Genomic DNA, 19,179 nt, shown 5'->3' with positions numbered 1-19,179 from the left:
AAATACATTTAGTCAAAGGAAAGTCTATCACCTTTCAGTATAGAAAAAAAGTAGCCCTCTTCTATTTCTAGAAAAGGGCTACTCTATTCGATTCTATCTTATTTAGGTGAAACAAGAATTTTCACTTGTGTTTTATCTTTTACAAGTGCTTCAAATCCTTCTTCAACAACTTGATCGACTGTAATTTTTTTCGTAATTAATTTCTCTGCTTGAATTTGACCAGAGCTAATTAATTTAATAACAGCTGGGAAGATGTGACGGTATCCTAAAATACCAATAACTTCTTTTTCTTTTAATACTAAGTTATTTGGAGTAATTGTTGCGTCTTTTTCCCATACACTAACAATTACAGTTTGTCCTTCGAAGCTTGTACTTTCAATCGCTTGTCGTAGTACAACTTCAACACCTGTTACTTCAAAGCTAACATTTACACCTAAACCATTTGTTAAGTTACGGATTTCAGCTAACACATCTTGAGTTGCTGGATTTAATACATAATCCGCACCTGCTAATTTCGCTAACTCTTGACGTTCTTTAGAAAGTTCAACTGCAATAACAGGAGTCGCTCCTGCTGCTTTAGCTGCTTGGATAACAAGAAGTCCAATTGGACCGCAACCAAATACTGCTACAGCTTCCCCTTCTTTTAATTTACTTTGACGTACTGCATGAACTGCTACTGCTGCTGGTTCTACAAGCGCACCTTGTTCATACGTCATTTCATCTGGAATGTGATGAACCATATCTTCTGGTACTACTGTATATTCAGAGAAACCGCCGCCTTCTCCGCCAAGACCGTGGAAAACAAGTTGTTCACAAACATTGTAATGTCCATGTTTACAAGCTTCACATTTACCACAAGAATAAATTGGTTCTACAACAACGCGGTCTCCCACTTTATGAGATGTAACTCCTTCACCAATCTCTATTACCTCACCACTAAACTCATGACCTAAAATAACAGGTGCTTTCACATGTGTTAATGGATGTTCTTCTGTTGGAATAAAAATAGGCCCTGCTAAATATTCATGCAAGTCTGTCCCACAAATACCACACCATTTAACTTTGATTTTCACTGTTCCTGGTTTTACTGTTGGTTCTGGTACTTCTTCTACTCGTACATTACGTTGATTATGCCAAAGTAGTGCTTTCATTTTATACATCCCTCTCTATGTATATACTTAACCTGGTGAAGTTTACAATTCTATTATAATACTTCTATCCATATATTTCAAAAAAACAATCGCATCTCTACTAATTTTTTACAAATAACGTTCAATATTTTGTCACTTTGTACTTTTTTCCACATCTGTTAATTCAATTTCATTGCAGGTGAAATTAGCATTATGCCATAATAGCATAGGAGAGGTGAATATCGCTTGAAATATTTTATTTACTTTATCGTTATCGTGGCATTTTTAGATACATTTTCACAATTACCTATTATGAGTACTTTCGCTCAAAGCCTTGGAGGAACCCCTCTTATTATCGGGCTAGTTGTCGGTATGTACTCATTCGCTAATATGATCGGTAATATTATTGCTGGAGCAGCTGTCGATAAATTTGGTGCAAAAAAAATCCTTTATATAAGCATGGGAATTACGAGTTTCATAGTCTTGTTATACACCGTTGTTCAAAGTGGTGAACAACTATTAGTTGTTCGCTTTATGCATGGATTTAGTGATGGCTTTTTAATTCCTGCTGCCTTTACATTTTTATCAAAACAAACAACTGCAAAAAAACAAGGAAAAGCAATGGCTCTATCTGGTGCTGCTGTTGGAACAGCGGCAATCGTAGGACCTGCTTTCAGCGGTATTATGAAAGCAACAGCTGGCGTAGAATGGGTCTTCATTACTATTTCTATTTTAATGGCTCTTGGTACGATCGTATCTCTATTCTTCTTACCAAATAACGTATCAAGAAAAGATACATCAAGAACGCAAATGATGAACAAAGAAGATATGGTTGAACTTTTAAAATCAGAACCGTTATTACAAGCATATATTGGTGCTTTCACATTAATGTTTTCACAAGGAATTGTCACTTATATGTTACCAGTAAAAGTTGAGGCATTAGCGCTTAAAGCATCCACAACAGGCATGATGTTAAGTGTATTTGGTATAACTGCTATCCTCTTCTTCTTGCTTCCAACAAATCGTATTTACGATCAATTTAATCGTTCGAAACTAATGCTAATCGGAATTGCAGTTATGGCATTCGCATTATCTTTACTCGGATTATTTGCTACAAAAGGTATGCTCTTTATCGTAATGATGATTTATGGAATTGGATTCGCAATCCTCTTCCCGTCTATTAACGCTTTACTCGTTGAAAATACTACAGACGATAATCGTGGAAAGGCATTCGGATTATTTTATGCCTTCTTCTCATTAGGAGTTGTTGCTGGCTCCTTTACAGTCGGTGCAATCGGAGCATCACCTAGCGTCAGCTTCATTATCGGGACAGCATTTTTATTAACATTTGCTGGGATGATTTATGTAAGAAGCAAAGTAAAAAAGACAATGATGGGATAATCCATCGTTGTCTTTTTTAAAATGCATATTGATATAATCCGTAATATAATGGAAGCGTTGGAATAATGCCAATTAATTTAAATATAAAAGGTAACGGCTCATCTCGCTCTTCATATAAACGAAAAACAAAAACTGCAGTTAAAGTCCAAATGACGCTAAACAAGAAGATACATTTCCAAACAATTGAGGTTAATATTTGTATATCAAATACAAAACCAAAGAGCCCTATCGAATAGAACTCTTTTTGCCCAATATATTACTTTTGTGTATAACCAAATAACAATGTAAATAAATTAAACTGTAAAGGCAATACTACATTTCTTCTTTTACAAAAAAGGTGTATAAATACCGACGATACTTCGACAATTTCCTCGGAAATATTTCCTTTCCCCACATAATTTGATACACTACACATGAATAAAAACTTGTATTACATAAGCTAAAATAATAACTTACTGTACAAATTAAAAAGCACACTCTTCATATGAAGAATGTGCTTTTATGTTATTAGCGTTTAATCCAAACAGCGCCTGCCGATTTATCTTCTGCCTGTCCAACAACTTGGAATTTAAGTCCAAGGTTTGGAACTTTTCTTCCTGCGTCTGCAATTTGCTTGTTACTATATACTTTTGAATCATCAAAAGTTGTAACACCTTGTAATCCAGAATAGTTAAACTGACCACGTGTTAATGAATTTACACTCCATGCTGGTGTTTTATCAAATGAAAATGCAGCATCTGCAATTTGCATGCCCGTATTACCGTATGCTGGTTTCCCGTTTAAATTACCAACTAGCGCTTCTGGATGAGAGTCAACAACACCAAGGAATCCTTCACCTGGATGCATCCCAACCCAGTTATCTTTAAAGCTATCATCTGCATACCAAACGACAAGACCTGTATTGTACACTGGACCTTTTCCTGCTTTTAATCCATTATCTGATCCCGCATAGTTTCTCCATTCTAAGTAGTAATAATGAGCTTTCTTCTCTGTCCCATCAGAAACAACAAAACCATTTAAATTCATTTTAGAATTTCCTTCTGCATCATCAGAAAATACAACTTGTCCATCAACAGTTACATTTACATTATCCATCGCAAAACCTTTATATGTTACAGCCGGATCTGTAATATAGTCGAATTGTAGTTTCACTTTTTTGCCTTTAAATTGACTTAAATCATATGATTTATCAATCCATTTCCCATCTGTTGTATCTTTATCTCCTTGGACTACTTTTTCTCCAAGTCTATCAATTAACGTCTTCGTTCCATCTTCTGTTACTGCATGTACTTCGACGAAATCGCACTCTGCTTCTAACTCATAATTTGCTTTATAATCGAATTTTGCATTTGTTCCCTTTGTTAAATCAAAGAATGGTGTCTCTAACGTTGTATGCATATCATCGCCTCTTGTACTATAATATGCATGCTTTCCAAACTCCGGTTTAATCGTTTCAACACTTTTACCTGGTAAGTTAACACGTACAACGCCTGGACGATTTGATTTCGTAACACTTTGATCAATATAGGTAGGAACTCCCACACCACTCTTAATTTTATCGTAATCTACTTCTAATATTTTTGCCCAGTTGCCACCCATATTCTTTTGTAAGAAGTCTTTATTTTGTGGTGAAAAACTAGTCGGCTCTGTTCCTGCGATTTTCCCTGTCCAACTACCTCCACTCATTAATGACCAAGCTTCGACTGGTGAACCATTTCCAGTATATTTCGTGTCATATTCATCTGGTAATCCAAGATCATGTCCAAATTCATGTGCAAACACACCTACAGCTCCATCTTCTGGTTCAATTGTGTAATCATGTGCTGCTACTTTACCACCAAAGTAATCTACCTTTGATTTCGTACCTTCAATCGCTACTGGATCTACTGCTAATTTTGAACGATGTGACCAGATCGCATCATCACCTAATTTACCGCCACCAGCTTCTTGACCAACACCAGCATGGATTACCATTAAATGATCAATTACACCGTCAGGTTCATTTTGATTCCCGTCCCCGTTTGTATCATATCTATCAAATTGATCAAACTGGGATAAATCTAGTCCTTTCTCAGCAGCTGCATGCAAAGCTTCTTTCACTAAATCACGTGCACCTTTCGGACCTTTATTATCGTGCCCACTGCTACCATCAGCTCCATAATCAGATGCTTTTCCTGGAACAGTTAGCCACTCCGTTACATATCCATCTGTCGTATAACTACCACCAGACTGCTCTTCATAGTATTGTTTAAACGTTTTTACTTTTGAACCATCAAATAAAGTATACGGCTCATTACCGAACAACATCTTTTGATAATGTTCTCTACTAAAGTCTTTCGAATACATATAACCTGGTGTTTGATCAATATTATTATGTTTATAATCACTAAATTCAACGAGTAGCACTAATACTTTATCTGATCGAACAGATCCCTTATATGGAGCTTGCTTTGCTTTTGAAGTTGGAACTTGCCCATTCAATTGATTTTTATTTGGTTCTGGCTTTTGCTCAAGGCTAACATTTTTTTCAGCCTTTTTTACATTTTCCTTTTCTTCCATCTTTTTCTCTTTTACTTTTTTTGTGAAATCAGACGTTTCTTGTGAGTGAGCATCTGGAAGAATTTCTTTATTCGCCTGATCTCCTTGTTTCTTTTCAATATATTGCTCAACAGCTTTTTTCGTCTCTTCTTTAGAAGATGATGGATTAATTGTTCCTCTTTCTTTCAGTGCTTCCGCTAAACGATCTTCTTGAATTAAATTGTAATCAATTGGTGTTGTAGATACATTATCTTTCTTTTTTGCTGCCGTTTCTGCATATGCTAACGGAGCACTCATTACAGATGTACATCCGATAATTGCCGCAATTGCTAATGATGACAACACTTTAAATGGTGCTTTTCTTCTCATTCCATTTCTCCCCTTTTATAAAACTTAAAATTCAGATAAATTGGTGCGTTTTTGTCGAAATCTCTGTTTACTACCCTCCCTATATAAAAAGACATAATTCTATAAACATTAAGCTTTTTGTTATAGAATCATGCCCTCCAGTTTTCTGGTCAGACCCTCTATCTTTTTATCCCTTGGTTCAATTAATAATCAGTGGGGGGATGAACAAAGCCCCCACTGATTAAAGTTTCACTTTATGTCGAAATATGAAAAATAAAGAGTTATGTGATATATATTAAATATCTTATATAACAAATTTAAAAGACAATATGCAAAATTGCATGAAAATTCTTTTAAATAAAAAAAGAATCCTAGTCAATTAAACTAGGATTCTTGCTTTTCTATTATTTCTCTTGTGTTTTTTCCCAATCAGCTAAGAATTTCTCAATTCCTTGATCTGTTAATGGGTGCTTCACTAATGAAGCAATTACGTTTGCTGGGATTGTTGCAATATGTGCACCGTTTAATGCTGCGTCAGTTACGTGAACACTGTGACGTACAGATGCTGCAATGATTTCTGTTTCGATGCCATGAATTGCAAAGATTTCTGCGATTTGACGAATTAAGTCCATACCGTTATGACCGATATCGTCTAAGCGACCTAAGAATGGTGAAACGTATGTTGCACCAGCACGAGCTGCAAGTAATGCTTGAACTGCTGAGAACACTAATGTAACGTTTGTACGAATTCCTAAATCAGAGAACGCTTTTACTGCTTTTAAACCTTCTGTTGTCATTGGAACTTTTACTACAACGTTTGGAGCAATCTTCGCTAGTTCTTTTCCTTCTTCAATCATCTTATCAGCTTCTAAGCTAATTACTTCTGCACTTACAGGTCCTTCTACAACGTTGCAAATTTCACGAATGCGTTCGTGGAAGTCTACGCCTTCTTTTGCTACAAGTGATGGATTTGTCGTTACTCCAGCTAATACACCTAATTCATTTGCCTCTTTAATTTCGTTAACGTTTGCTGTATCAATAAAGAATTTCATTTGTTGTTCTTCCTTCCTAATTTTCATTTTATATTTATTTATTTTTCTTAATAAGCTCTAATTCAATCGGAATAGATTTGTCCACTTTTTTACCTTGTGTTATCTCTTTTGCTGTTTGCATCGCCTTCTCCCCGATTAATTCCGGTTTTTGAGCGACTGTTGCAGCCATACGCCCATCGTTAACCGCTTTCACTGCATCGTCTGTTGCATCAAATCCAACAACGACTACATCTGTTTTTCCAGCAGACTTCAATGCTTCAAGTGCACCTAATGCCATCTCATCGTTATGCGCAAACACGGCTTTAATATCACCATTTGCTTGCAAAATGTTTTCCATAACAGATAATCCTTTCGCTCTATCAAAATCAGCTGCTTGTTTTGCAACTACTTTTAAAGACTTATCGGCTACGTTATGGAATCCTTTCCCACGTTCACGAGCAGCGGAAGACCCAGGGATTCCTTCTAACTCAGCAACGTTTGCTCCTTCGCCAACTAATTCACGAATGTAATCACTAGCCATTTGACCACCTTCGATATTGTTAGAAGCAATGTGAGAAACAACCTTACCTGAATTCGCAACGCGGTCTACTGTAATAACAGGAACATTTGCTGCATTTGCCGCACTTACTGCTGAAGCAACAGCATCTGAATCGGTCGGATTAATAACAACTACATCGACACCCTTTTGAATTAAATCTTCAACATCGTTCGTTTGCTTTGCTGCATCATTTTGTGCATCAACAGCAATTAATTCGATGCCACTATCTTTCGCTTTCTTTTCTGCACCCTTTTTCAAAGTTACAAAAAAGGGATTATTTAAAGTTGAAACAGAGAATCCAACTTTAATAGTTTTATTTCGACCTTTATCGCTAGAATCCTTTGCCCATTCTGGCGGTTCCATTGAACAACCAGCAGTAATGACCATAATACATGCAACGAGTATAAGTAACCATTTCTTCATGAACTGTCCCTCCATTACGCTTCTTTTCTGCGATCAATTAATACAGCTAGTAAGATTACAAGTCCTTTTACAACTTGTTGGAAGAAAGAAGATACACCTAATAAATTTAAACCGTTATTTAATACACCGATAATAAGTACACCGATGAATGTACCAACAATCCATCCTCTTCCCCCAGAAAGACTTGTTCCACCTAATACAACTGCTGCAATTGCATCTAATTCATAAGAAGTACCTGCAGTCGGCTGTGCAGAATCTAATCGTGATGTTAAGACAATACCTGCAAGCGCTGCCAAAATTCCGGAAAGACCGTAAATCATTACTTTAATTCTCGTAACATTAATACCTGATAGTGCTGCTGCTTCTTCATTTCCACCAATTGCAAATGTACGGCGACCAAATGTCGTTTTCTTCAAAATGAAGTACAGTACTGCGAAAGCGATCATCATTGTAACAGCTGGTACCGGAATACCAAGAAAATAACCGCGGCCAAACATTTGGAACATTAAATGATCACCAAGACCAGTGATCGGACGTCCGTCCATATAAACAAGCGTCAACCCACGAAAAATAGTCATTGTTGCCAAAGTTGCAATAAATGGAGCTACTTTTCCTTTCGCAATGATGATACCGTTTACAATTCCCATTACAAGACCTGCTAATAATCCAACTGCCATTGCAAGGAACGGATCCATGCCACTTGCCATCATTCCAGCAACAAGTGCACTTGATAATGCTAAAATAGAACCTACCGATAAGTCAATACCCCCTGTTAAAATTACGAAGGTCATTCCGAATGCAATAAGCGCATTAATCGATACTTGACGCAGTATATTAAATAAATTTGGAATTTCAATAAACGCTGGATTTAAAGCTGTAATTACGACGATAATTAATACTAAACCGATTAAAGAACCGAGTTGTTGTAATACATTCCCCTTCTTAGTCATCCTTACTCTCCCCCTGTAGCTAGTGCCATAATAGACTCTTGTGATGCCTCATCTTTCCCTAAAATTCCGCCTACTTTTCCTTCATGAATAACAAGAACACGATCACTCATCCCTAAAACTTCTGGAAGCTCAGATGATACCATAATAACGGCATCTCCTTGCTCCGTAAGCTTATTCATAATAGAGTAAATTTCTTTTTTCGCTCCAACATCAACACCCCTTGTTGGTTCATCTAAAATGAGTAACTGCGGATGAATGCCTAGCCATTTTGCGATTACAACCTTTTGCTGATTTCCACCAGAAAGAGATTTCACTGCCTGCTCTCCGCTAGATGCTTTCACATTAAGAAGTTTCATCATATCCGCCGTAAACTGTTGTTCTAGCTCGTTGCTTAGAACACTTCCCTTTGAAAGACTTTCTAAATTTGGTAAAGCTAAATTTTCTCGAATTGAAAAATCTAACACTAATCCTTCAGACTTTCTATCTTCTGTAATGAAAGCAATTCTTTGTCTAATTGCATCTATTGGACTATCAATCTTTACTTCTTGTCCATTTATAAAAATTTGTCCAGAGTCTAAAGGTTCATAACCAAATATCGCTTTCATAATATCAGTGCGACCAGCCCCCATCAAACCAGCTACACCAAGGATTTCACCTTTCCTCACTTGAAACGAAACATTTTCAAATTTCCCTTTCTTCGTTCCGTTACGCATTTCAAAAATGACATCACCAATTTGACTATTTCGCTCTGGGTAACGTTCACCAATGCTGCGCCCCACCATCATACTCACTACTTCATCAAATGATGTTTCTGGAATTAATCTCTTTCCGACGAATTCTCCATCACGCAAAATCGTAATAGCATCACATATTGAGAAAATCTCTTCCATACGATGCGAAATGTACACGAATGAAACACCTTCTTTACGTAACTTATTGATTACTGTAAAGAGCGTTTCGATTTCACGATCCGTCAGTGCCGCAGTAGGTTCATCCATAATAATAACGCTCGCGTTTGTCATTAATGCTTTCGCAATTTCGATAATTTGCTGTTGTCCAACCGATAATTCCTCTGCTAACATAGCGCCTCTTACATGCAACCCTAACTCCGCTAGTTGCTGCTGCGCAATCGCGTTCATTTGTCGAGTGCGTAAAATACCTGTTTTCCCATACATTAACTCTTTGCCGAGAAACATATTTTCAGCTACTGTTAAATTCGGCAATATGTTTAGTTCTTGATGTATAAATGCGATGCCGTACTCTTCAGCTTCTTTCGCATTTTTAAAGGTGCGCTCTTGCCCATCGATCGTGATTGTCCCACCATCTTTTTTGTATACACCTGTTAAAATCTTCATGAGCGTTGATTTACCCGCTCCATTTTCCCCCATCAATGCATGGACTTCTCCTGTTTCAATCATAAACTGTGCATTCTTCAAAACAGGATTTCCATTGAACGCCTTTGAAATGTTTTTCATTTCAATATGCATTCCCATCACTTCCCTTTATTAAAAAATCACGCCTGCATGTAAAATTACATTTGCATAAGGCGTAGCCTCGCCTGTACGAATAATCGCCTTCGCTTTCTTTGTATGCTCTTTAAATTGCTCATGAGATACATACTCAAATGCTGGCTCTATTAATTTCTGCTCTATTTCTTTATTTACTTCCGCATTATTTATAATAACTTCTTCTGCTAACGTCACTTTTTCGATTGCCATATCATCAGCTACCACTTGCAATACATCTAAAAAGCTAGGTTTTCCAATTTCAACAGCTAAATCAATTCTTTTTACTCCGTCAGGAATTGGTAAACCGCAATCAGCAATTACAATCGTATCCGTATGCCCAAGTAAAGCAAGGATTGATGCAATCTCACTGTTTAATACGCCGTGTTTCTTCATCCAACAATCACCTGCACTTCACGTACTTTATCTCTCGTTGGCATGCCGCCTTGCGCCCCAAGTTTCGTTACAGAAAGACCACCGGCAATATTCGCGAAACGAATTGCTTTTTGAAGTGTCTCTCCTTCAGAAAGTGCAACTGCTAACGCACCATTAAATGTATCACCAGCTCCAGTTGTATCCACTACATCAACAGCAATGCTAGGAACATGTACAATCTCCGTGCCATTATGGAAACGAACACCGTTAGAACCTTCTGTCATCAATAATTTATTGGGATACTTCTCCAATAAATCTTCAATTGGTGATGTAAAATCATCTAATACGATGCGGCACTCATGTTCATTTGGCGTAATATAAGTCGCCTTTTCTAAAATTCCTTCTGATAAAACTTGTGCTGGCGCTGGATTCAACATAACAGGAATATTATGTTCCTCACAAATAGCCAATACATATTTTACTGTTTCAAGTGGAATTTCTAGTTGAAGAACAACCATATCCGCTTTTACAAGAAGATCTTTGGAGCGATCTACAACTGACTTATTTACAAGAGCATTTGCCCCTTGTACGACAACAATACTGTTATCTTCTTCTGCTAAAACGATATGAGCAATTCCTGTCGTTCTATCTGTAACCGGTACCACATAATCGATAAAAATGCGTTCGTTCTCTAGATTTTTTCTAACTACTGTTCCATAATCATCATTTCCTACCGCTCCAACCATTGCTACATTTGCTCCTAATCTAGCTGCAGCAACTGCTTGGTTTGCTCCTTTCCCTCCTGGAATTGTATGAAACGCTTCACCAATTACTGTTTCTCCTGCTTTCGGCCGTTTTTTTGAAACAGCCACTAAGTCCATTGAAATGCTCCCTACTACTGCAATATTTGGCATCTGTTTCATCTCCTTACTTTGTTGTATTTCGTTCTATAATTTCAATCGGCAAACGATAATGTTTCTCTTCTAATGTATTTCCTTCCATTTGCTCTAACAACAACTCTGTTGCAATTTTCCCCATTTCATATATCGGTTGTGCAACTGTTGTAATAGATGGATACATCATTTCCGTTAAAGAAATGCCATCAAATCCGATAATTTGTAAATCATTTGGAATGACAATCCCCTTTTGAAGTGCAGCCTTTACAATACCGATCGCAATTAAATCATTCCCAGCAACAATACCATCAATATGCGGGTATTCTTCTAATAATTCCATCGCTACAAGCTCACTATTTGCTGGATCAAACGTACTCTCTGCAATCATATACGAAAGATTATTTTGCGTAATAACGTCTACAAAACCTTCAAAGCGTTCATTTGCAGTACTCACATCACGTGGACCGCGAATATGTGCAATATGTTTACATCCTTTATCTAGTAACAACTTTGTCGCAGCCTGACTTCCTGCATAGTTATCTGCATATACAGTAGGAATACGCTCATTAAACATACGGTCAATCGCAACAACTGGAACAGATACATTCATGTAATTAACACTATTTTGTGGATTCGTTGCTACAATAAATCCATCTACATTATTTTGTCTAAGCACATCAATATATTGTTTCTCTTTTTCTAAACTTTCATCAGAGTTACAAAGGACAACTGTGTAACCTTGTTTATGTGCTACATCTTCTACGGCACGTGCAACTTCCGGAAAGAATGGATTCACGATATTTGGAACAACTAAGCCAATTAAACGAGACTTTTTATTATACAGTGAACGCGCTACTGTACTAGGCTTATAATCTAACATCTCAATTGCACGTTCTACCTTTTTTAATGTATCTTCGTGAACATATCCATTTTTATTTAGAACTCTGGAAACGGTCGCAACAGATACTCCCGCTAATTTCGCAACGTCTTTGATCGTACTCATTCTCTTTTCTCCTCATTTCATGTAACCGTTTACATAAAATAATATAACGTATTTCTAAAAATACGTCAATCATTTCTCACTAAAAAGCTTTTAAGGTTATACTCAAAAAAGCACCGCCATAAGGCGATGCTTCTTCATTACGAGTATGATACAGTTTTTTCTTTTTCTTCTACAACAGGCTCTTTAGCATCTTTTTTACGATCTGATAATTTAATTTTTTGTAAGAAAATCGTAAAGATAGCACCTACTACGATAAATACTAATCCTGTTAAGAATACAGTATGAAGCGAGTCTACTAAAGAGTTTTTCAAAATAGGTACAATACTGTTAGCGAACGCTTCTGGCATTTGTTTTAATGCCTCTGGGCTAAATAGCATCGAATATAAACCTTGTGGATCTGTGTGAATCATATCTTTAAATTTCGTTACCATTTGTCCCGCTTCTTTCGGGAATGTATCTAATACAGGTACTAAATTCTTTGTTAATGTCGTACCTGAAGTGTTATTCATAATTGATCCTAAAATTGTAATACCAAATGTACCACCGATTTGTCGGAAGAACTGACTTGATGATGTTACAACACCAAGGTCTTTTTTCGGGAAGCTTTCTTGTAACGCTAATGTTAATGTCGGCATTACAAGACCCATTCCTAAACCGATAACCATCATATAAGAAGTAGCTGTAAGCTTCGTTGTGTGCATATCCATCGTTGTTAATAACCAGAAACCACCGGCCATAATAAGCATACCTGCGATAATTTGTGGTTTTACACCAACTTTTAATACAAGTTGCCCACCGATAATACTCATCACAATCATTGTAATCATCATTGGAGTCATAATTGTTCCTGATTCAGCAGCACTTACTCCTACAATACCTTGCATGAAGAATGGTACGAACATAATCGCGCCGAACATTCCAATACTCATAAAGAATCCAATCGCATTCAGTATTGTAAATGTGCGATTTTTAAAGAAATGCATTGGTAAAATTGGCTCTTCAGCTTTCGTTTCAACGATAACAAAGCTAACGATACCAATTACAGCTAGTGCAAATAAACCGATAATTTGCCAAGAATCCCATGCATAATCTTTTCCGCCAAACGTTAGCGCAAGTAATAAACTTACAACACCGAGAATCATCGTAAAGATTCCAGCGATATCAATTTTAATTGGTCCTGTTTGTTTATGCGATTTTAATCCCATTGCAATAAAGATTGTTGCTAAAATACCAACCGGTAAGTTAATGTAGAATACCCATCTCCAGTTCACTGCATCTACAATCCAACCACCAACTTGTGGTCCAATTACAGAAGCAAGGCCGTATAACGCACCAAAAATACCTTGCCATTTTGCACGTTCTTTCCCCGTGAACATATCTCCAATAATAATCATAGCCATTGGCATCATAATACCGCCACCAAGACCTTGAATACCACGGAAAATAATTAATTCTGTCATACCATTTGCCATACCACATAACGCCGAACCAATCATGAAAATAACTAGCCCTGTTATATATACGTTACGACGACCAAGTAAATCCGCTAATTTACCTGCAATTGGTACAACTGTCGTTGATGTTAACATATAAGCTGTTGTTAACCATGTCATTAAACTTAATCCACCTAGGTCACCGACGATACGTGGCATTGCTGTACCAACAATTGTTCCATCTAATGCAGCAAATAGCATCGCGATAATTAAACCGATTAACAACAACTTTCTATTTTGATTTTCTTGTTGCTCCATGTAATCTCCTCAATTCCTCTTAGTTATTCTCTTTTTTCTCTTGTGTCCCGCAAATAATGGTTTCTAACTTCTCAAAGAGACGTAATAAATCTTCTCTTTCTTGCAACTCTAAATGTGAAAAGTATTTTGCAATATGCTCGTTACGAGCTGTCATTGCCTCTTCTACTCTAGCTTTCCCCTTTTTTGTTAACTCGATGATGACAACGCGACGGTCATCTTTGTCGTGATAGCGTTCTACAAGTTCTTGATCGATTAGACGATCAATCATCACTGTAATCGCGCTAGGCTTCACATACATCTTTTTCGCTAATGTTGTCGCTCTTGAAGCCCCATAATGATCTAAAATCTTTAAAATATAAAACTGCGGTGGTGTAAGTCCTGTCGCTTGCATTTGTTCTAATAACTCCGTCTGCATTTTCTTTCCAATCGAAAAGGCAAGAGCTTGAATTTTATCGATATGCGTCATATCATTTGGCATGTTATCCACCTCTTATTTAAACAATAAAATATTTAATGTATTTAAATATTAATCCCACGAACAAAATCCGTCAATACTTTTATTCATAAAAACGTTTACATTTTTGTCACAAAGTTGTATAATTTTCGACGAAGTTAATATTGACAGTCACGGAGAAACGGAGTACACGGCTATGAATCATAAAAGAGGAAACTTTTTTATATTTCATGGCCTTTTTATGTTCTCTGTCTTAAAACGCTTCGAATTAATTAGGGGAGGATTTTCATTTTATGTTTTTCACACAATTATTTAAACCTGCGCCCCATGCGGAACGCTTACCAGCTGATCGCGTTGATAGCGAATACCGTAAATTACGTTTACAAGTATTCTTAGGTATCTTCATCGGTTATGCAGGTTACTACTTTGTTCGAAAAAACTTTTCACTAGCAATGCCATACTTAATCGAGCAAGGCTTTAGTAAAGGGGAACTTGGGGTTATCCTTTCAGCAGTTTCTATCGCTTACGGATTAAGTAAATTTCTTATGGGTATCGTATCCGATCGTTGTAATCCTCGCTACTTTTTAGCAGCTGGGCTATTTTTATCAGGTATCATTAATATTATTTTCGGCTCATTTTCTTTCATTACAACGAGCATTATACTTATGTTTGTACTTCAGTTTTTAAATGGATGGGTACAAGGTATGGGATGGCCTCCTTGTGGTCGTACGATGGTTCACTGGTTCTCTATTAGCGAACGTGGTACAAAAATGTCTATTTGGAACGTCGCTCATAATGTTGGCGGAGCGCTTATGCCTTCACTTGTAACATTAGGCTTATACTTCTTCGCAGATGACTGGAAAAGTATTTTTTACTTCCCAGGTATTCTTTCAATTTTAGTTGGTATTTATGTATTAATTACGATGAAAGATACGCCTCAATCTTGTGGGTTACCTTCTATTGAAGAACATACTGGGGAATATCCACCAGATGAAAAAGTAAAAGATCGCGAACGCGAGCTTTCAGTAAAGGAAATTTTATTTAAATACGTATTAAACAATAAGTTTTTATGGTACATCGCTATTGCGAACGTTTTCGTATATTTCGTACGTTACGGAGTTGTAGACTGGGCTCCTACTTATTTAGTAGAAGAAAAAAGCTTTACTCATAGTAGCTCACGTACTGCTTACGCTCTATATGAATGGGCTGGTATTCCAGGTACACTTCTTTGCGGATGGATGAGTGATAAACTATTTAAAGGACGTCGTGCACCTGCTGGTATTTTATTTATGGTCGGTGTATTTATCGCAGTTCTTGTTTACTGGTTAAACCCTCCTGGTAATCCAATGGTTGATAGTATCGCACTTGTCGCAATTGGATTTTTAATTTACGGACCGGTTATGTTAATTGGTCTACACGCTCTAGATTTAGCACCAAAGAAAGCTGCTGGAACTGCAGCAGGCTTAACTGGATTCTTCGGTTACTTAGGCGGAGCCGCTTTCGCTAGTGCAGCTATGGGCTTTATCGTGGATGCATTCGGATGGGATGGCGGATTCATCTTATTACTTGCATCTTGTGTACTTGCAATGTTCTTCCTTGCTCTTACTTTAAATACAGGGTCAGTAAAACAAAAGCAAGCTTAAATAATATATAACAAGCATAAAAATAGCTCTTAGCATTTACATACATGCTAAGAGCTATTTTTTATTTTCATTGCTGTTCCTACTAATGATAACAACCAATTCCTTCCCTACTATAAGATTAAAAGATTTGATGAAACACCTTTATTAAAACAGCTAACGTAACAGATGCAGCAAATCCCCCTAAACAAATAAGACTGACACCTTGGCTATATGACAAATTTTGAAATGATTTCATTGCTTCCATCCTCCCTATCTCCCCTTTGATACTTTTATTTTACCAATGGGAAAAATTTCATAACATCGATTTCTCTAACAACTAACTTACAAATTTGTAAGTTAACATCTTTTCAACTTATATATCTAGTATTTCCACAAATAAGAGTCATTTATACATAAAAAAAGACCTCAGTTATACTAAGGTCTTCGTTACATTCTATTTCATTTTACAATCATCACTGGACATTTCACACGCTTTGCTATTTTATGACTTACACTTCCCAGCACCATTTCTTGCAGTGTATTGAGCCCTCTACTTCCAGCAATGACAAGATCTATATCTCCTGTATTTACATATTGAACAATTGTATCTCCAGGATCACCATGTAATATCGTAATTGTATAAGAAATGTTCTCTTTCTTTAATAAACCTTCAATCTCTTTTAATTTATCTTTTCGACTAGCCGATATTGTTTCTAAATCTGTTTGACCTTGTATAATATCTGATTTTGCCGTTCTATTATCTACTACGTACACAACTTCAACATTTGTTTCTTCGCTACATTTCGCAATATAGGTTGCATGCTCCGCTGCTCGAAGTGCATGTTCAGAACCGTCACATGCTAATATAATTTGTTTGTACATATGCTGAATCCCCTTTTCGTTATCCTATTCGTATTATATAATAAAGCCCCCTAAAAAGGAGGCTTTTAACTAGCAATTCTTTTATTATAAGTAGCTAAATTTGCAACAAGTTTTGAACTACGTTCATTTAATCCTGTTATAGTTACTTTCACACCACTTTGTTCATACTTCATGATAACTTTATCAATTGATGCCACTGCCGAATCATCCCATACGTGCGCATGAGTAAAGTTCATTTCGATTTCTTTTACATCTTCATTAAATGAAAAATTATTTATAAAGTCGGCTGTAGATGCAAAAAAAAGTTGACCGTGAATTTCGTATATTTTCTTATTTTCAATATATAAATGTTTCACGTGAATCTTTGCCATATTGAATGCAAATAAAACCGCACTAATTACTGTTCCGATAATTACACCTAATGCTAAATTATGTGTAATTAGGACAATCACAACTGTTACGATCATAACAAATGCGTTTCCTTTTGGTACTTTATGAATTGTTGTTACAGAGTTCCAATCAAACGTTCCGATTGAAACCATAATCATAACTGCAACTAAAGCTGCCATCGGAATATGAACGACATAATCTCCTAAAACAAATAGTAATACGATTAAAAATCCGCCCGCTACAAATGTTGATAGGCGACCTCGTCCACCTGATTTAATATTAATAACAGATTGACCGATCATTGCACAACCTGCCATTCCTCCGAAGAAACCAGCAACAATGTTTGCGATCCCTTGACCGCGTGCCTCTTTATGCTTATTACTTTCCGTATGCGTCATATCATCTAAAACTGAAGCTGTTAATAATGATTCTAGTAAACCGATAATTGCAAGCATAACTGCATACGGTAAAATAATCCCTAATGTCTCAACTGTAAAAGGCACGTCAGGAATGCTAAAGAATGGTAATTCTTTCGGCAAGCTTCCCATATCCCCTACTGTTTTCAACTGTAATCCGCTCATAAGTGCAATACTCGTCACAATAATAATGGAAATCAGTGTAGACGGGACAGCCGTCGTAACACGTGGAAATACATATATAATTACAAGACCTAATGCGACAAGTGCATACATTTTCCAATTTGCATTTTTAAAATGCGGTAATTGCGCTGTAAAAACTAAAATTCCAAGGGCATTTAAAAAACCACTCATAACTGACTTAGGGACAAACTTCATAAATGAACTCAGTTTGAACACGCCAAAAATAATTTGGACAATACCTGTTAATATTGTTGTAGCAAATAAATATTGCAAACCATGATCTTTAACGAGCGTCACCATTAATAATGCCATTGCACCTGTTGCAGCTGAAATCATCCCAGTTCTTCCGCCAACAAATGAAATGGTAACTGCAATACAAAAGGCTGCGTATAGTCCAACGGTCGGATCCACACCAGCGATAACAGAGAAGGCTATCGCTTCAGGAATTAATGCTAAAGCAACGACAATTCCTGATAACACGTCCCCTCTCAAATTAGAAAACCAATCATTTTTTATCGTTTGAAACAAAATACCACTCCTCTACTCCTTTATCATTTGATTTTCTCCATAAGAAAATCAGCCGACTGCACGAAAGCTATTATATAACGAGTAGAAGATTTTTTACTATGTAAAAGTTTCCTAAAAAAGATATTACCTTCGTAGCTTCTTTTCTGAGAATATCAGGAAGACTTTAAATATACTATTACCTATTGTTGACTTATCGTACAATGATTTCGGATTCTACCGTATGTCAAATGAAGAGAACTTTGTTTGGATGGATGCAAAATGCACATGTAATTCAGCTCATTTAATTGAATAGTCCAAGGATCAAGATATTAGCTACCAAGGAAATTCATTTACAGTTCTATAGATATTTCCACTTCATATATGAGGTTTAGTTTTGAGGGTTTAGGATTAGAGGAGTTTATGCTAATTTAATGAAATTAGTAAAAGCACTCTTTCGAGTGCTCATTTTATGCAGATACAGTTGCTTTATCCTTACGGAATATGCCCATTAACCCACCGATTAATAATAATACGCCTGGTAATAAGTAAATTATAGAAATACAAATAAATCCACCGATAGCAGCCACAGTCATCATAATACCGCCAACCTTCGCTTTACTTCTTACCATAACGGATCCAACAATTCCTAAGATTGATAGAGCCACAGCTCCCCAACCTAAACCAATAACAGTATTCGCTCCATCAGCTTCAAAAGCAGCTCCCATACCGCCGATCAATAAAGCAACAAATGCACAAATAATACCAAAAATACCTCCAATAAGACCTAATACAAATTCAGCTGTTCTCTTCATTTT

At 36.6% G+C, this 19,179-nt stretch carries 17 protein-coding genes and 1 pseudogene; 2 read left to right on the top strand and 16 right to left on the bottom strand.

The features are described from left to right. Positions 1-98: 98 nt before the first annotated feature. Entirely contained in the window at positions 99-1,151 is a 1,053-nt protein-coding gene (gene bdhA, locus AU379_RS26745) for a (R,R)-butanediol dehydrogenase (RefSeq protein WP_061140059.1), read from the bottom strand. Positions 1,152-1,376: 225 nt separating this feature from the next. Here bdhA and AU379_RS26740 point away from each other — a divergent pair, with 225 nt between their 5' ends. Then, positions 1,377-2,531 (top strand): MFS transporter, encoded by a 1,155-nt coding sequence (locus AU379_RS26740; protein ID WP_061140058.1) that lies wholly within the window; start codon positions 1,377-1,379, stop codon positions 2,529-2,531. A gap of 16 nt (positions 2,532-2,547) precedes the next feature. On the opposite strand, the pseudogene AU379_RS30775 reads toward AU379_RS26740, so the two are convergent. From AU379_RS30775 to AU379_RS26685, 11 genes and pseudogenes are all read right to left on the bottom strand, one after another. Continuing rightward, positions 2,548-2,760: pseudogene (locus AU379_RS30775) on the bottom strand (hypothetical protein); the annotation flags it as partial. 278 nt (positions 2,761-3,038) lie between these two features. After that, on the bottom strand, positions 3,039-5,438 hold the full coding sequence (gene inhA2 / locus AU379_RS26730; RefSeq protein ID WP_001252961.1) for a M6 family metalloprotease immune inhibitor InhA2: 2,400 nt from the start codon (positions 5,436-5,438) through the stop codon (positions 3,039-3,041). Between the two features lie 383 nt (positions 5,439-5,821). Next, the gene (gene fsa / locus AU379_RS26725; RefSeq protein ID WP_000667698.1) at positions 5,822-6,469 is read right to left on the bottom strand and encodes a fructose-6-phosphate aldolase; all 648 of its coding nucleotides are present in this window, start codon (positions 6,467-6,469) and stop codon (positions 5,822-5,824) included. A gap of 34 nt (positions 6,470-6,503) precedes the next feature. Then, positions 6,504-7,430 (bottom strand): ribose ABC transporter substrate-binding protein RbsB, encoded by a 927-nt coding sequence (rbsB, locus tag AU379_RS26720; RefSeq protein ID WP_000758974.1) that lies wholly within the window; start codon positions 7,428-7,430, stop codon positions 6,504-6,506. A 14-nt stretch (positions 7,431-7,444) separates the two neighbouring features. Further along, positions 7,445-8,380 carry a ribose ABC transporter permease gene (gene rbsC, locus AU379_RS26715; protein ID WP_000162129.1) on the bottom strand — a complete coding sequence of 312 codons (936 nt, stop codon included), beginning with the start codon at positions 8,378-8,380 and terminating at the stop codon, positions 7,445-7,447. Between the two features lie 2 nt (positions 8,381-8,382). Then, complete coding sequence (gene rbsA, locus AU379_RS26710) at positions 8,383-9,867, bottom strand: ribose ABC transporter ATP-binding protein RbsA (protein WP_002100767.1); 1,485 nt, start codon at positions 9,865-9,867, stop codon at positions 8,383-8,385. A gap of 18 nt (positions 9,868-9,885) precedes the next feature. Next, the gene (gene rbsD, locus AU379_RS26705) at positions 9,886-10,281 is read right to left on the bottom strand and encodes a D-ribose pyranase (protein ID WP_000716154.1); all 396 of its coding nucleotides are present in this window, start codon (positions 10,279-10,281) and stop codon (positions 9,886-9,888) included. After that, positions 10,278-11,174: a ribokinase gene (gene rbsK / locus AU379_RS26700; protein WP_061140057.1), complete on the bottom strand. Its 897-nt coding sequence runs from the start codon at positions 11,172-11,174 to the stop codon at positions 10,278-10,280. The genes rbsD and rbsK overlap by 4 nt, the downstream gene beginning before the upstream one ends. Before the next feature lie 13 nt (positions 11,175-11,187). Beyond that, a complete protein-coding gene (gene rbsR / locus AU379_RS26695) occupies positions 11,188-12,159 on the bottom strand; it encodes a ribose operon transcriptional repressor RbsR (RefSeq protein WP_000104056.1) in 972 nt (323 codons plus the stop codon). Between the two features lie 137 nt (positions 12,160-12,296). Continuing rightward, complete coding sequence (locus tag AU379_RS26690; RefSeq protein ID WP_000437641.1) at positions 12,297-13,910, bottom strand: MDR family MFS transporter; 1,614 nt, start codon at positions 13,908-13,910, stop codon at positions 12,297-12,299. Between the two features lie 19 nt (positions 13,911-13,929). Then, positions 13,930-14,388 carry a MarR family transcriptional regulator gene (locus AU379_RS26685; RefSeq protein ID WP_001132365.1) on the bottom strand — a complete coding sequence of 153 codons (459 nt, stop codon included), beginning with the start codon at positions 14,386-14,388 and terminating at the stop codon, positions 13,930-13,932. A 269-nt stretch (positions 14,389-14,657) separates the two neighbouring features. Here AU379_RS26685 and glpT point away from each other — a divergent pair, with 269 nt between their 5' ends. Then, on the top strand, positions 14,658-16,007 hold the full coding sequence (gene glpT, locus AU379_RS26680; RefSeq protein ID WP_000466384.1) for a glycerol-3-phosphate transporter: 1,350 nt from the start codon (positions 14,658-14,660) through the stop codon (positions 16,005-16,007). 118 nt (positions 16,008-16,125) lie between these two features. Here the strand turns inward: glpT and AU379_RS26675 are convergent, their stop codons facing one another. The 4 genes from AU379_RS26675 to AU379_RS26660 form a co-directional block, all read right to left on the bottom strand. After that, the gene (locus tag AU379_RS26675) at positions 16,126-16,242 is read right to left on the bottom strand and encodes a DUF4027 family protein (RefSeq protein ID WP_000834733.1); all 117 of its coding nucleotides are present in this window, start codon (positions 16,240-16,242) and stop codon (positions 16,126-16,128) included. Between the two features lie 203 nt (positions 16,243-16,445). Beyond that, entirely contained in the window at positions 16,446-16,868 is a 423-nt protein-coding gene (locus AU379_RS26670) for a universal stress protein (RefSeq protein WP_000277999.1), read from the bottom strand. 65 nt (positions 16,869-16,933) lie between these two features. Next, the gene (locus AU379_RS26665) at positions 16,934-18,385 is read right to left on the bottom strand and encodes a SulP family inorganic anion transporter (protein ID WP_000487871.1); all 1,452 of its coding nucleotides are present in this window, start codon (positions 18,383-18,385) and stop codon (positions 16,934-16,936) included. Positions 18,386-18,831: 446 nt separating this feature from the next. After that, complete coding sequence (locus AU379_RS26660) at positions 18,832-19,176, bottom strand: DUF4064 domain-containing protein (protein WP_000831286.1); 345 nt, start codon at positions 19,174-19,176, stop codon at positions 18,832-18,834. Positions 19,177-19,179: the final 3 nt, after the last annotated feature.

It is taken from the genome of Bacillus sp. JH7 (assembly GCF_001563515.1).
Taxonomy (GTDB): Bacteria; Bacillota; Bacilli; order Bacillales; family Bacillaceae_G; genus Bacillus_A; species Bacillus_A cereus.
The sequence above is the reverse complement of the archived record's forward strand: the minus strand, read 5'-3'. Positions and strand labels throughout refer to the sequence as shown.

Coding starts and splice junctions, on each gene's coding strand:
- AU379_RS26660 (WP_000831286.1), bottom strand. CDS start 19,176: ATGAAGAGAACAGCTGAATTTGTATTAGGTCTTATTGGAGGTATTTTT.
- rbsB (WP_000758974.1), bottom strand. CDS start 7,430: ATGAAGAAATGGTTACTTATACTCGTTGCATGTATTATGGTCATTACT.
- AU379_RS26685 (WP_001132365.1), bottom strand. CDS start 14,388: ATGCCAAATGATATGACGCATATCGATAAAATTCAAGCTCTTGCCTTT.
- AU379_RS26675 (WP_000834733.1), bottom strand. CDS start 16,242: ATGAAATCATTTCAAAATTTGTCATATAGCCAAGGTGTCAGTCTTATT.
- rbsA (WP_002100767.1), bottom strand. CDS start 9,867: ATGCATATTGAAATGAAAAACATTTCAAAGGCGTTCAATGGAAATCCT.
- rbsC (WP_000162129.1), bottom strand. CDS start 8,380: ATGACTAAGAAGGGGAATGTATTACAACAACTCGGTTCTTTAATCGGT.
- rbsD (WP_000716154.1), bottom strand. CDS start 10,281: ATGAAGAAACACGGCGTATTAAACAGTGAGATTGCATCAATCCTTGCT.
- AU379_RS26670 (WP_000277999.1), bottom strand. CDS start 16,868: ATGTACAAACAAATTATATTAGCATGTGACGGTTCTGAACATGCACTT.
- rbsK (WP_061140057.1), bottom strand. CDS start 11,174: ATGCCAAATATTGCAGTAGTAGGGAGCATTTCAATGGACTTAGTGGCT.
- glpT (WP_000466384.1), top strand. CDS start 14,658: ATGTTTTTCACACAATTATTTAAACCTGCGCCCCATGCGGAACGCTTA.
- rbsR (WP_000104056.1), bottom strand. CDS start 12,159: ATGAGTACGATCAAAGACGTTGCGAAATTAGCGGGAGTATCTGTTGCG.
- inhA2 (WP_001252961.1), bottom strand. CDS start 5,438: ATGAGAAGAAAAGCACCATTTAAAGTGTTGTCATCATTAGCAATTGCG.
- fsa (WP_000667698.1), bottom strand. CDS start 6,469: ATGAAATTCTTTATTGATACAGCAAACGTTAACGAAATTAAAGAGGCA.
- bdhA (WP_061140059.1), bottom strand. CDS start 1,151: ATGAAAGCACTACTTTGGCATAATCAACGTAATGTACGAGTAGAAGAA.
- AU379_RS26690 (WP_000437641.1), bottom strand. CDS start 13,910: ATGGAGCAACAAGAAAATCAAAATAGAAAGTTGTTGTTAATCGGTTTA.